12 protein-coding genes are annotated in these 13,912 nt (G+C 29.6%); 6 read left to right on the top strand and 6 right to left on the bottom strand.

Translation table 11 applies throughout. The features are described 5' to 3' along the window. Nucleotides 1-5: 5 nt before the first annotated feature. Nucleotides 6-605: a lysine exporter LysO family protein gene (locus tag L992_RS13305; protein WP_081982698.1), complete on the bottom strand. Its 600-nt coding sequence runs from the start codon at nucleotides 603-605 to the stop codon at nucleotides 6-8. Then, complete coding sequence (locus L992_RS04310; protein WP_047381551.1) at nucleotides 606-884, bottom strand: LysO family transporter; 279 nt, start codon at nucleotides 882-884, stop codon at nucleotides 606-608. It lies immediately after the preceding gene. A gap of 427 nt (nucleotides 885-1,311) precedes the next feature. On the opposite strand from L992_RS04310, the gene L992_RS04305 reads away from it, so the two are divergent. The 6 genes from L992_RS04305 to L992_RS04280 all read left to right on the top strand — a co-directional run bounded on the left by L992_RS04305 (nucleotide 1,312) and on the right by L992_RS04280 (nucleotide 9,537). Then, nucleotides 1,312-2,688 (top strand): tyrosine phenol-lyase, encoded by a 1,377-nt coding sequence (locus tag L992_RS04305; RefSeq protein ID WP_047394607.1) that lies wholly within the window; start codon nucleotides 1,312-1,314, stop codon nucleotides 2,686-2,688. A 98-nt stretch (nucleotides 2,689-2,786) separates the two neighbouring features. After that, nucleotides 2,787-4,319: a sodium:alanine symporter family protein gene (locus L992_RS04300; RefSeq protein ID WP_047381548.1), complete on the top strand. Its 1,533-nt coding sequence runs from the start codon at nucleotides 2,787-2,789 to the stop codon at nucleotides 4,317-4,319. Nucleotides 4,320-4,432: 113 nt separating this feature from the next. Further along, a complete protein-coding gene (locus tag L992_RS04295) occupies nucleotides 4,433-5,665 on the top strand; it encodes a hypothetical protein (protein ID WP_047381545.1) in 1,233 nt (410 codons plus the stop codon). Nucleotides 5,666-5,686: 21 nt separating this feature from the next. Further along, nucleotides 5,687-6,532, top strand: a complete 846-nt coding sequence (locus tag L992_RS04290; RefSeq protein ID WP_047381542.1) for a S1 RNA-binding domain-containing protein — start codon at nucleotides 5,687-5,689, stop codon at nucleotides 6,530-6,532. An 11-nt stretch (nucleotides 6,533-6,543) separates the two neighbouring features. Then, nucleotides 6,544-7,311, top strand: coding sequence for an IclR family transcriptional regulator (locus L992_RS04285; protein WP_047381540.1), 768 nt, complete (start codon nucleotides 6,544-6,546; stop codon nucleotides 7,309-7,311). 114 nt (nucleotides 7,312-7,425) lie between these two features. Continuing rightward, nucleotides 7,426-9,537 carry a glutamine synthetase III gene (locus L992_RS04280; RefSeq protein WP_047381538.1) on the top strand — a complete coding sequence of 704 codons (2,112 nt, stop codon included), beginning with the start codon at nucleotides 7,426-7,428 and terminating at the stop codon, nucleotides 9,535-9,537. Between the two features lie 58 nt (nucleotides 9,538-9,595). Here L992_RS04280 and L992_RS04275 read toward each other — a convergent pair whose 3' ends face one another. The 4 genes from L992_RS04275 to dcuC form a co-directional block, all read right to left on the bottom strand. Next, on the bottom strand, nucleotides 9,596-10,540 hold the full coding sequence (locus L992_RS04275; RefSeq protein WP_047381536.1) for an NAD(P)/FAD-dependent oxidoreductase: 945 nt from the start codon (nucleotides 10,538-10,540) through the stop codon (nucleotides 9,596-9,598). 11 nt (nucleotides 10,541-10,551) lie between these two features. Next, a complete protein-coding gene (locus L992_RS04270; RefSeq protein ID WP_047381533.1) occupies nucleotides 10,552-11,178 on the bottom strand; it encodes an MBL fold metallo-hydrolase in 627 nt (208 codons plus the stop codon). 106 nt (nucleotides 11,179-11,284) lie between these two features. After that, entirely contained in the window at nucleotides 11,285-12,379 is a 1,095-nt protein-coding gene (locus tag L992_RS04265; RefSeq protein ID WP_047394604.1) for a M20 family metallopeptidase, read from the bottom strand. A 22-nt stretch (nucleotides 12,380-12,401) separates the two neighbouring features. Then, the gene (gene dcuC, locus L992_RS04260) at nucleotides 12,402-13,766 is read right to left on the bottom strand and encodes a C4-dicarboxylate transporter DcuC (RefSeq protein ID WP_047381529.1); all 1,365 of its coding nucleotides are present in this window, start codon (nucleotides 13,764-13,766) and stop codon (nucleotides 12,402-12,404) included. Between the last annotated feature and the right edge of the window lie 146 nt (nucleotides 13,767-13,912).

The raw sequence follows: 13,912 nt of genomic DNA, 5'->3' as shown, positions 1-13,912 counted from the left end.
TCCTTTTATAATTTAAATATATTTACAATTAATGGAACTAGTAGAGGTACTGATGTAGTCAGAACAACGCCTGAAAAAAATGCGATAACAGATATATCAGAACTATTACTTTTATTTATAACAGGAAGAAGAGTATCCATAGCTGTAGCACCAGCTGTAGATATAGATTCAAAACTTCCAATGAATTTAGCAATAAGAGGAATTGTTAAAATTGCAAGAACTTCTCTAAAAACATTACTTAAAAAGGCAACACTTCCAAGTTCAGGACTTATTTTAGTTAATTCAATGGCCGATAGAGAGTACCAACCAAGACCAGAAGAAACAGCAAGGCTTTCTCCAATAGAGATGGGAAGAAATAAAGAACCAATAACTCCACCTAAAAGAGAACCTAAAATTGTGGAGATAGGAAGAAGCCATATTTTTTTACCATATTTTTTTAAATTAGAAAATACAGAAGAATTATTTCCAATATCGATTCCAACAAAAAATAAAAGTAAGCAGAGACCTAAATCGATAAAAGTATCTGATGAATTAGATAAAAATGGAGTTTGAAAAAATAATCCTATAATAACTCCAAAAATAATTGATAAACAAATTCCTAGCATCTATTTGTCACCTCTTTTTCTGAAGAAAAATTTAGTAATAAAAATACTTCCTAAAATAGAGAAAAATGCAATAACAATAGCTTGTAATCCAAGATTTGGAAATTCTTTTATAATTTTGTTATCACTACCAATTTTATACCCCATAACTCCTAATAAAAAGAAAAGAGAAAATGATTGTAAAATAGCAGTTTTCATCTTTAATTTTAAAGGTATTAATTGGTATTTACTCAATAAAAAACCACAGCTTATAATGAAAATATAAAATAAAATTCTTACCATGCTTCCTCCTAGATATTAAATATAGTAGGAGTTTACCATAAAGATTATACAAAAATCAAATTTTGCAAAAAATAAACCCTTAAAAGGTTTGAAAAAAATAAAAAATAAAAAAATGAAATTAATTTATTTTTTCACTAAAATTTATATAAAAAATAAAAATAAATTTTTTTTATTTTTAAAAATTAAATCATTATAAATAAGAAGAATTATTTTTATGTGAAATTAGAAAGAGAAAGAAATACTACTTTTACACAAAAAAACCATAAAAAGGTTTATTTTAAATATAATCAAAGATTTTTTTTTGGAGTTATAATGAAAAATATATTTTTAACTACTATATATGTTCTAAAATGAGAATTATTGACATAAAAAAGAAAATGAAGTATATATGATATCAACAAGAAAAAATAAATGAGGAGGAATTATTATGTCAAAAGGATTTGCACCAGAACCATATAAAATAAAAATGGTTGAAAATATGGCTATTATGACTAAAGAAGAAAGAAAAGAGGCTATTGAAAGAGCTGGATACAATACTTTTTTATTAAAATCAGATGAATGTTATATAGACTTACTTACTGACTCTGGAACTAATGCTATGAGTGATGCTCAGTGGGCTGGCTTGATGTTAGGTGATGAAGCCTATGCAGGAAGTAAAAATTTTTATCATTTAGAAAAAACAGTTCAGGAACTTTTTGGATTTAAATATGTAGTTCCAACTCATCAAGGAAGAGGAGCCGAGAATATATTATCAACATTAACTATAAAACCAGGAGACTATGTACCAGGAAACATGTATTTTACGACAACAAGATTTCATCAAGAAAGAAATGGAGCAACATTTAGAGATATTATTATAGATGAAGCACATGATTCACAGATTGATTTACCATTTAAAGGAAATGTAGACTTAAAGAAATTGCAGGCTTTAATAGATGAAGTTGGAGCTGAAAAAATACCATACATTTGTTTAGCTGTAACAGTAAATCTAGCAGGAGGACAGCCAGTTTCAATGGCAAATATAAAAGCAGTTTCTGAATTAGCCCATAGTTATGGAATAAAAATAATGTATGATGCAACTCGTTGTATAGAGAATGCATATTTTATAAAATCAAGAGAAGAAGGATATGCAGATGTAGCGATAAAAGATATTGTGAAAGAGATGTTTTCTTATGGTGATGGATGTACGATGAGTGGAAAAAAAGATTGTTTAACTAATATTGGTGGATTTTTATGTATGAATGACTATGATTTATATCTACAAGCAACAGCTACAGTAGTTCAATTTGAAGGGATGCCTAGCTATGGTGGTTTAGCAGGAAGAGATATGGAGGCAATGGCAATTGGACTTAGGGAAGCTGTTAACTATGAATATATAAGTCATAGAGTAAACCAAATTAGATATTTAGGAGAGAGATTGGATGCAGCAGGAGTACCAATGGTAAAACCATACGGTGGTCATGCAATATTCTTAGACGCAAGGGCTTTTTTACCTCATTTAACTCAGGATGATTTACCAGCTCAATCACTAGCTGCAGCTATATATGAAAGCTCAGGAGTTAGAACAATGGAAAGAGGTGTAGTTTCAGCAGGAAGAGACATAAAGACAGGAAAAAATCACTATCCAAAGTTAGAAACAGTTAGATTAACAATACCTAGAAGGGTTTATACATACGCACATTTAGATTATGTAGCAGACGCAATAATTTCTCTTTATAAAAATAAAGAGGAAATAAAAGGACTGAAGTGGGAATATGAGCCAGCTTGTTTAAGATTCTTTACAGGAAGATTTTCTCACAAATAGATAACAGCAATTAAAATATCCTAAGGGCAACTTTAGGATATTTTAATATAAATACCTACATAAAACTTTCTACTAAAATTAAAAAATAGGAGGTACATATGGGGTTTATAGACATGTTATTATCACCATTGAAAACGGCAGTGAGTGCTCTTAATGGTTTTTTATGGGGAGATATTATTCTTTTTAATGTTGGAGAAACGAATATAGGATTAAGTTTATTAGTTTTAATGTTGATTCCTACAGGAATATATTATTGTATAAAAACTAAAATGTTATCATTTAGATTATTTCCAGAAATGATTAGAATAGTATTAAAAAGTAAAGCTAAAGATGATAAAGAAGCAATTTCGGGGTTACAAGCACTTTTTATAGCAACAGCTTCAAGGGTTGGAATGGGTAATTTGGCTGGTGTTGTAGCGGCTGTATCTTTCGGTGGTCCAGGAGCAATATTTTGGATGTGGGTAGCAGCTATAATAGTTTCTAATACTGCTTTTATAGAAAGTACTCTCGCACAGATATATAAAGAGAAAGATCCTTTGTATGGTGGATGGAGAGGTGGTCCAGCATACTTTATGAATAGAATGGAGGTAGTGGTAGAGGCCAAAAATAGTGATCCGTTTGAAACTAATATTATTTTAGAGTCAGATGTTATAGATAAAAATAAGAAAAAATACTATAAAAGAACTTCAAATTTTAAACTGTGTGGAATTTTATTCGCAATATCAGGATTGATAACTTGGGTAGGAATAACTCAGATAGTATCGAATTCAGTATCGGAATCTTTTAGTAATGCATTTGGATTGTCACCTCTATACACTTCTATCGGAATGACAGTTTTAGGAACAATAGTTTTATTTGGAAAAGGACGAAAAGATAAAATAGCAGAAGTTTTAAATAAATTAGTTCCCATTATGGCAATTTTATATTTTACATTGACACTATTTATTTTGATAAAAAATATTGGTTCAGTTCCAGGAATGTTTTTAGAAATATTTGAGGAAGCTTTTGGTGGAAGACAAATAGCAGCGGGAGGATTTGGAGCGGTATTAATGCAGGGAGTTAAGAGGGGTTTATTTTCCAATGAAGCAGGAAGTGGATCAGCACCATGTGCAGCCGCAGCTGCAGACGTTGAACATCCAGCACAACAAGGATTAATACAAGCTTTAGGAGTTTTTATAGATACTTTAGTTATATGTAGTTGTACAGCTTTTACGATGCTTTTAGCTCCAGCAGCTGTAAGAGATGGAAAGATGGGAATGGATCTATTACAAAGTTGTATGGACTATCATATTGGAAGTATAGGGACACCTTTAGTTGCTTTAATATTGTTTTTATTTAGTTTTAGTACTTTTTTAGGAATATTATTTTATGCAAGGTCTAATGTGGCTTTTTTATTTGGTGATAATATGAAAGCACAGGATGCTTATAAAATATTTGCACTTGTAATGATGTTTGTTGGAGGGATGGCGCAGTATTTATTTGTGTGGGAATTAGGAGATTTAGGAGTTGCGTTAATGACAGTATTTAATATAATAGCGATAGTTCCTATGTCAAAAATTGCTTTAGATTCTTTAAAAGATTATGAAAGAGTCTATATAAAAAATGAAAATAAGGTTTTAGAAGAAAAATAAATTTAAATACCTTAGATTGAGTATATCAATCTAGGGTATTTTTTATTGTAAAAATATGGAAAATTTGATACTCTATAATAAACAGCTTTTTTTATTTTTAGGGGGAGATATCTATGTTTTTATCGCCAGGGGAAAAGATATTAAAGTATAGAAAACATTATAAAATAAAACAAGAGGAATTAACAAAAAATATAGTTTCTAAAACTTATTTAGGAATGGTTGAAAGTGGTAAAAAAGTTTTAAGTAAAAGAATGAGTTTTATTTTCTACAAAAATTTGAATGAAATTTTAGAGAAAAAAGGAGAAAAATTAGAATTAACTTATGAGGAATTTATTGAGAGTTCTGAAGTTAAAGCTAAGAGATATTTAGATGGAATTTTAAAAACGGGGATTATAGAAAATAAATGGTTGATAGAGGAAGCAATCTTAAAATTAAATATCGCTGATCAAATAAAAATGATTCTCGATTTAAGTAGATTCTATTTAAGATTAGATCTTCAAGATGAAGCAAGAAAAATGTATGGAAAATTATTTCAACGAGTATCTGAAATAAAAAAATATGAACAAGAATTTATAATTTTTTTAAATTTGTGTGAAAAATATAAAAAGTATGAGATAATAATATTACTTTTTGAAAAATATGAAGAGGACATAAAAAAATTAAAAAAAATAAATGAGATATATTATCTTTATTTGTATTCGAAATATAGAATGGGAACTATTGATTCGATAGAGTTAGAAGATATAATAAAAGGAATTTTAAAAAATTTAAAAAATAGTGACACAAAAAATAATTATTTAAAAATTTTAATAGAGATTTCCACACTAGATTCGTTAGAGAAATCTATAAAAATATATAATGAAGTTTTTAAACAAGCTTTAGATTTAGAATTTAAATTAGAGATTTTATATAAATTAAGTGAAATTTTGATAAAAAGTTTAAAAAATGATGAGTTGAAAGTTATTTATTTGAGATTAAAAAGGATTCATGAACGTAAATTGGAAAATGAAAACAGAAAGAAATTTATACTTTTATATAATTTAGGTAAGATTGCAGATATCTTGAATAAAAAAAATGAAGCGAAAAAATATTATATTGAAGCTTTAATAATAGGAAAAGGAATTGACGTTCCTTTGAATCAAGTTACGGAGATAATTAATAAGTTATTTATCAGTTTTGAAAAAAGTGATTATTACTCTTTATTGAGCATAGAGGAAGAGTATTTAAGAATATTAAAAAATTATGAGGATTATAAACCAGTAGTAACATTATTACAATATTACTATAAAAATTATCCCCATAAATTGGATGAAAAATTTAATTTATTTAGAAACTATTTGGAGTAAAATAGTAAGGAGAGAGGCGAAATGATAAAAGTAGGAAAAAGACAAACGATGAAGATTAACAACTTCAGTAGTAAAGGTGCACATTTAGATGCAGGAACAGGGGATGCAAAAGATAACATTCTTCTACCAAACAATGAATTAGAAGGAAAAGTGTTAGATATAGGTGATGAGATAGATGTTATGATCTATAGAGATTCAGAAGATAGATTGACAGCGACATTTAGAAAGACAGCTTTAACAGTTGGAACAGTAGGGAAATTATATGTAACAGATATGAACGAAAAACTAGGAGCATTCTTAGATTGGGGACTAAAGAAAGAGTTATTATTACCTTACGCACAAATGGATGGAGACGTAAAACCAGGTGATGAAGTTTTAGTTGGTATATATGAAGACAGTAAAGGAAGATTATCTGCAACTATGAAAATATACAGCTTCCTAATGCCAAATAAAGATTACAAGAAAAATGATTTTGTAGAAGGTACTGTTTATAGAATCAATCCAGAAATTGGAATATTTGTTGCAGTAGATAATAGATACTTTGGACTTATACCTAATAGTGAATGTTTCAGAAAATTTAATGTTGGAGAAGAGATTCAAGCAAGAGTAATTAGAGTTAGAGAAGATGGAAAGTTAGATTTAGCAATGAGAGAGTTAGCTTTTGTTCAAATGGATAAAGATGCTGAAGTAATAGTAAGTAAAATGAAAATATTAAAAACTCACTTTAGATTTAATGATGACAGTTCTCCAGAAGCTATAAAAGAATATTTTGGAATAAGTAAAAAAGCGTTTAAAAGAGCAATGGGAAGACTATTAAAAGAAGGTAAAGTAGAGAAGACAGAGGAAGGATACTTCAGACTAAAATAAAAGGGGATTTTATGGAAGGAAAAACTATACAATCTATCCAAAGAGCAATAGATATAATGAATTGCTTTAATGAGGAAGTTCATGAACTATCACTAAAAGAGATTAGTGAGAAGGTTGGATTAAGTAAAAGTACTGTTCATGGAATTGTTTCAACACTTTTAAAAAATTCATATTTAGAGCAGAGTGAAAAAAATAGTAACTATTCACTAGGACCAGCTTTTATAGAGAAAAGTTTTATTGTAAATGAAGATGTTTTGATAAAGAATGTGGGACATAAATATTTAGTTAACATATCAGAGGAGTTTTCTGTAACAGTAAATCTGTTTATTTTTAAAAGAGAGCATTTAAAGTTAATTGATAGAGTTCAGTCTGATTCAATGTATTATACAATAAGTACATCAGTAACTAAGATTCCTTTGAATGCATCAGCTTCTGGAAAGTTAGCATTAGCTTACTCTAAGGATGTAAATATAGATGTTATATTTAATAAAGATTTATTATATAAATATACTAATAGTACAATAATAGATAGAGAAACTTTAATCGAAGAGATTTACAAGATTAGAAAAGATGGTTATTCTCTAGAGAGATCAGAAGTAGAATTGGGAATATATTGTATTTCAGTTCCAATTTTTAAGGTTAATAATGAATTTGTAGGAACTGCATCGATAATGGCTACAAGGGAGAAAATGATGCATATTCTTCCGCATCTGGCACCGAAGATGGTAGCTATGAGTAAAAAAATATCGTTCGAATTAGGAGCAAGAGAGGAGTATTAACTCCTCTTTTTTATTTTTTGGTTGACAAAAATATAAAAATAGTATATTGTGAATATAACAAATTTTTATTAAAGAACAACGTTCGACAATGTAGAACGAAAAAGAGGAGGATTTATGAACAACATGCTAGAAATTTTTGGACAATTTTGCTTTACAGAGGATAAATTAAAAAGCAGAATACCAGAATCGTATTTTAAAGAGTTTAAAAAGGTTCAAAACGGAGAAAAAGAGTTATCTATCGAACTTGCGGACTCTATAGCTAATGCAGTTAAAAATTGGGCTACTGAAAATGGAGCAACACATTTTACACACTGGTTCCAACCTTTGACAGAACTAACAGCAGAAAAGCATGATTCATTTATTTCAATGTCTTCAGATGGAAGTTGTGTTTCACAGTTTTCAGGAAAAGAGCTTATAAAAGGAGAAGCTGACACATCATCATTCCCAAATGGAGGAGTAAGATCAACTTTTGAAGCTAGAGGATATACAGCGTGGGATTGTAAATCACCAATGTTTTTAAGAGGAGAAGGATTGTCTAAGTCGTTATATATTCCAACAGCCTTTATAGGATACAATCAAATGGCATTAGATAAAAAAGTTCCTTTATTAAGATCAATTGATTTTATATCAGAGCAAACATTAAGATTAAAAAGAATTTTAGATCCTAAATCAAATGTAACTTCAATTACAAATACTTTAGGTCTAGAGCAAGAGTATTTTTTAATAGAGAAGAGTTTCTGGGAGAAGCGTCAAGATTTAATGCTTTCTGGTAGAACAATATTTGGTTCATTGCCTCCAAAAGGTCAAGAATTAAATGATCACTACTATGGAAGTATTAAAGAGAAAGTTGAAAAAGTAATGAATGAAATAGACGCAGAGTTATGGAAAATAGGAATTATGGCTAAAACAAAGCATAATGAAGTAGCTCCAAACCAGTTTGAGATAGCACTTATGTTTGCGACAGCAAATGTGGCAGTGGATCAAAACCAATTAACAATGGATATAATTAAAAAAGTTGCAGACAGACACAATTTAAGTGCCTTATTACACGAGAAGCCATTTAAAGGTGTGAATGGATCAGGAAAACATTGTAACTGGTCATTAGCAACAAATTTAGGAGAAAATCTATTGGATCCATCTTCTTTATCAAAAAATAATCTTCAGTTCTTAGTATTTTTAACAGCAGTATTAGAAGGAATTGATAGATATGCTGATGTATTAAGAGCGTCTTGTGCAACACCAGGAAATGATCATAGATTAGGGGGGCATGAGGCTCCACCAGCAATAATTTCTGTTTTCATTGGTGATGAATTAGAAGAAATTTTAAAAAATATTGGAGAGATTGTTCCAACAAACGATGTAAAAGAAAGCATGGAATTTGGTGTTAAAAACTTTACAAAAATACCAAAAGATATTTCTGATAGAAATAGAACATCTCCATTTGCATTCACAGGAAATAAATTTGAATTCAGAATGCCAGGATCAAGTGCTTCAGCATCAACACCGACATTTATTATAAATACAATAATTGGTACAATCATAAAGGAATATGCGGATTTATTAGAATCTAAAGATCCAAAGGATTTAAAGAAAAATATAATTGAATTAATTAAAGATAGATATGAAAAACATAAAAGAATCGTTTTTAATGGAAATGGTTATGATGACAGTTGGAAAGTTGAAGCTGAAAAAAGAGGTTTAAAAAACTTAAGAAATACTTTAGAAGGATTAAAAGTTTATAAACAAGAGAATATAATCGAACTGTTTAAAAATGCCAAAGTTTTATCTCCGGAAGAATTAGAGGCGAGATATTCAGTTTACTGTGAGCGTTATATAAAGCAAGTAAATATTGAAGGAAGCTCAATGGTTAGAATCGCAAGAAATGAAATATATCCAGCACTTATGGAGTATGCTGCAAAAATATCAAACAGTATTCTTTCATTGAGAGAAGTTTTAGGAAATGATGAATATTTATCTGCTGATAAAGCTCACTTAGTTAAATTATTAGCTGGTAAAAATCGTTTAAAAGATTATTTAGCACAATTAGAATCACAATTAGTTGTAGCTAATGAAATTGATGGATTATATGAAAAAGTAGAATATTTAAATAAAGAGATTATTCCTCTTTTAAGTTGTTTAAGAGATATTGTTGATTTATTAGAGCATCAAGTTGAAAAGAAAGTTTGGCCAGTTCCAACTTATGAGGATATGTTATTCAGATTATAAATATAAAGAAGTCAGAGTTTTGAGGCTCTGACTTCTTTTTTTATAAAATTATAAGTTTTTAACTATATTGAGCTCTTAAATTTTGTTTTTTAAGTACAAATTTTATAGCTTCAAGTGCCGCTATTGTTCCATCAGAAGTTGCTGTAGTCACTTGTCTAATCATTTTTGATCTGACATCTCCAGCAGCAAATATACCCTCAATAGAAGTATGCATAGCTTCATCTGTTATAAGATATCCATTTTCGTCTAAAGATGCCACTTCTCCATATAGCTCTTTCAATGATTTAGTTCCTAGATATAGAAAAGCAAATTGAGTTTTACAGTTTATTTTTTCTCCAGCTACCTCAGCTATTACCTCTTCTACAAATTCTTCACCTTTTATTTCTAAAAGTTTAGATGAATAGTACATTTTAATTTTTTCATTGGCTTTTAAAGTTTCCATAAGTGATTTATCCTCTGATTCATCCGAAGCTTCAGTTAAAAACATATGGATTTCTTTAGAGTATTTTGTTAAAAATAATGCTTCTTCAGCGATTTCTTTACCCTTTCCGAAAAGTGAAACGCTCATATTTCTAGTGAAAGCACCATCACAAGTAGCACAGTAAGAAACTCCTTTACCTAAATACTGTTCTTCACCAGGTAATTTTTTAGCACCATTTTTTGCCCAACCACTTGCAATAATAACAGTTTTAGCTGCAAAGTTATCTTTATCAGTTTTAACTATTTTATTTTCACCAAGTAGATCAAAACCTAAAAATGTAGCATCTACAAATTCTACATTAAATTTTAAAGTTTGTTCTTTCATTAAATTATAGATATCTTTACCAGTAGGTGATCCTTGAATTCCAGGATAGTTTTCAATCTTGTGGGCCATAAGTAAGCTTCCAACAGTTGGTTTTTCAATAACTAATACTGACAAGTTTGATCTTCCTGCATAAAGTGCAGATGTTAAACCTGCGGGTCCAGCTCCAATAATAACAACATCATAAATTTTATTTTCCATATTAAGTCCTCCTAAAACATTCCTTGGGATTTTAATACTCTTCTCTCCTCCCCTAAAAGTGTAGGTTCAGTGTGGGCACTATACACTATAGTATCTTCTGGATAGTTCTCACAAATCTTTTTTAAACTTCTTTGTAATTGTGATAAATTTCCAGTTGGTAGATCATATCTACCGTAGCTTCTTCTAAATAGTGTGTCGCCAGAGATCATAAAATTAGCTTCTTTGTTATAAAAACATTTCGAACCAATTGTATGACCAGGAGTATCAATAACTTCAAATCCAAAAATAGAATCTCCCTCTTTTAAAGGAGTAAAATCACCTGTATATACAAAGTCAAATCCTTGTATAGCGTAAGATAGATTTAAAGAAGCGTCTGTTAGGAACTTTTCTTCCTCTTTTCCTATGAAAAGTTGTACCTCAGGAAAAATATTTTTAATTTCATTTATTCCACCGATATGGTCTCCGTGACCATGAGTTAAAATAACATTTTTTAAAGTTAAATTATGCTCTTTTATAAAAGAAACAATCCCTGCTAATCTTGTATCGCTACAATCAAAAAGAGAAGCCTCATTTTTATCATTCCAAACTAAATAACAGTTTGTCATATAGCTTCCTAAAGGAAAGGCTTTAATTTTCATTAAAATTACCTCCAAATATATTCTTTTTCCTAATTATACATTATTTTAGTATTTTTTTCTATGAAAATCTTTTTTAATAAAAAAGAGAGGAAAATCCTCTCTAAGTTTATAAAAATGTTCTTAATACTTTTTTTATCATTTCGATACGATCTTCAATTGACGAGATAACAAGATACTCAGTTTCCTCATGAGAATTTCCTCCAATAGGGCCAATCCCATCTAAGACTCCAACTCCAAGTATTCCTAAGAAGTTAGCATCAGAGCCACCACCAGTTTTTTCCCATTCAGCTTTAATTCCCAATTCAGCTTTTGCAACATCAAATTTCTCTAAAAGAACTTTTGAAAGATTATTTAAAACAAGAGGAGGTCTATATCCAATCTCTTTTACTTCTATTTCAATTCCATTTACATAAGGAGTTGACTTTAAAGTATCTAAAGTTTTGATAATATTTTCAAAATGTTTTATATCATGAGAACGACCTTCAAATTTTATAACAGCTTTATCAGGAACGGTATTTACACCAAAGCCACCATTTATAACTCCAACATTTATAGAGTTTCCAATCTCTAAATTTTGAAGTTTTGAAATTTCTAAAACCCATCTTGAGGCTTCTATGATAGCATTGATTCCATTTTGTGGTGCGATTCCTGCATGAGCCGCTTTTCCCTTGAAAGTAATCTCATATTTAACTAAACCTTTTCTTTCTGAAACCATATTTCCATTTTTTCTAGCAGGTTCAAAAACTAAAGCATATTTTGTTTTTTTCCCCATTTCAGTAATTAAATCTCTAGAGATTAAAGAGCTAATCTCTTCATCTGTATTTATAATAATACAGATATTTAACTTTGAATCTTTAAACTCCTTCGCAACTTCATACATAGAAAGTAATCCTGATTTCATATCGTAAACACCAGGTCCGGTAGCGATATCTCCATCTATTTTAAATGGTCTTTTAGCTACAGTTCCCTCAGGAAAAACAGTATCGTTATGTCCAATAAAAAGAAAATCAAAATTTTCGACATCTCTATTTTTTATAACAAGAACAGGATTATTTTTATTTAATTCATGATATTCAACAATCCAATCGCAATAAAGCTCTTCAAAAAACTTCGTTACAATTTTAAGACCATCAGGAGTGTTACTTCCACAATCTACATTAACTAAAGTTTCTAAATTTTTTAAATATTTATTTAAATCCATAAAATCCCCCATTTAATATAAATTATCCAAATAAAATCATATTTGAAACTAATAAAACAATTAAACCAACAAGCATAGGTAAGAAAGTTCTTCTTACAACTAAGAAAGGTGAAACACCAGAGATACCGCAAACAGCAACAATAACAGCAGTTATAGGAGAAACACTTCTAGCAATTCCAGATGCAAGTTGCATAGGCATAGCAATAACAACAGGATCTATATTGACAGAAGCTGCAACAGTAGGAGCAAGGGCAGCAAAAGCGAAGAATGGAGCATTTCCAGATCCCATAATAACAGATGATGCAGAGATAACACCAGTCATAACAAGAATCATAGGTTGAACACCAAGACCTGCATGTTTTGTCCATTCGATAATACTATCGATAACTCCAACTTTAGTAAGTCCGTAAGCAAAGAACTGACCCGCAACAATAAGTGTTATAACAGCCGCAAATTGAGAACCCATAGAATTAAAAACTATTTTTAAATCAGTGATTGTATTTTTGAAAGTACGTCTTCTTACTCCTTCAACAACCATACTAACAGTGATACTTAAAAGCATTGCAACTTCAACATTCATTTTGATACTACTTTTGAAAAGTGAACTAAATCCTAATATTATAACCAAAGGAATAATCGGGAATAATGCATAGAATCCAGGAGCCTCTTCCGAATTATCAGCTTGAGTTGCTTCTTTTTTGATTTCACTTTCATCATATGAAAGATTCTTATCTCCGATTTTTTGAACAAAATAATGCGTTAAAGCGATAGCAGTGATAACAAAAACAGAGACAGGAAGTTGATATTTAACAAAATAAAGAGCTGCGTCTATATTTGCTGTTTTAGCAGCAAGAACTGAGTTTCCAGATGCAGGTCCTAAATCAAGGCAGGCAGTTGTTCCTATAACGGCTGTAGCTGAAAGTGGACTAGCACCAAGAGAAACTAGTATAGGATAAACAGTTACCATAAGTAAAACTCCAAGACCTGATGCACTAGGAATAAATATATTTAATATCTGTCCAAGAATATAAGTTAAAGCTAAAACAAGATATGGAGAGTTAAGTTTCTTCATAGGTTTTGTTGTAATTTTAACAAGAGCCTTACTAGCCCCGATATGATCCATATATTTAGCAAATCCACCAACAACCATAATAGTTAATCCTAAACCGGCTGTTGTTTTAGAGAAAGTATCTTTTAGATATTGGAATATGTCTAAAAAATTAGATCCTAGAGAAGCCTTTTCACTTAACATGGGTGTGTCGTTAAATAAAATTGCGGTACAAAGTAAAAGAAATCCTCCTACAAATAGGACCCCTTGAGGATAATATTTTTTAACTATAAAATATCCCACAAAAAAGATGATTAAAAGTGTGATGAAAAAAATCATTGAGTAGTTTCCTCCTTAAAATTTAATTAACATTCAAAAATAAAACTGTATAAAAATAGTGTTGATAAATTTATTTAAGAACATTTTTCACTAATTATACATAGTTTGTACACAACTGTCAACAAATGAAAAATATATTTTATTAA

The sequence above is a fragment of the Cetobacterium sp. ZOR0034 genome (assembly GCF_000799075.1).
Classification (GTDB): Bacteria; Fusobacteriota; Fusobacteriia; order Fusobacteriales; family Fusobacteriaceae; genus Cetobacterium_A.
The sequence above is the reverse complement of the archived record's forward strand: the minus strand, read 5'-3'. Positions and strand labels throughout refer to the sequence as shown.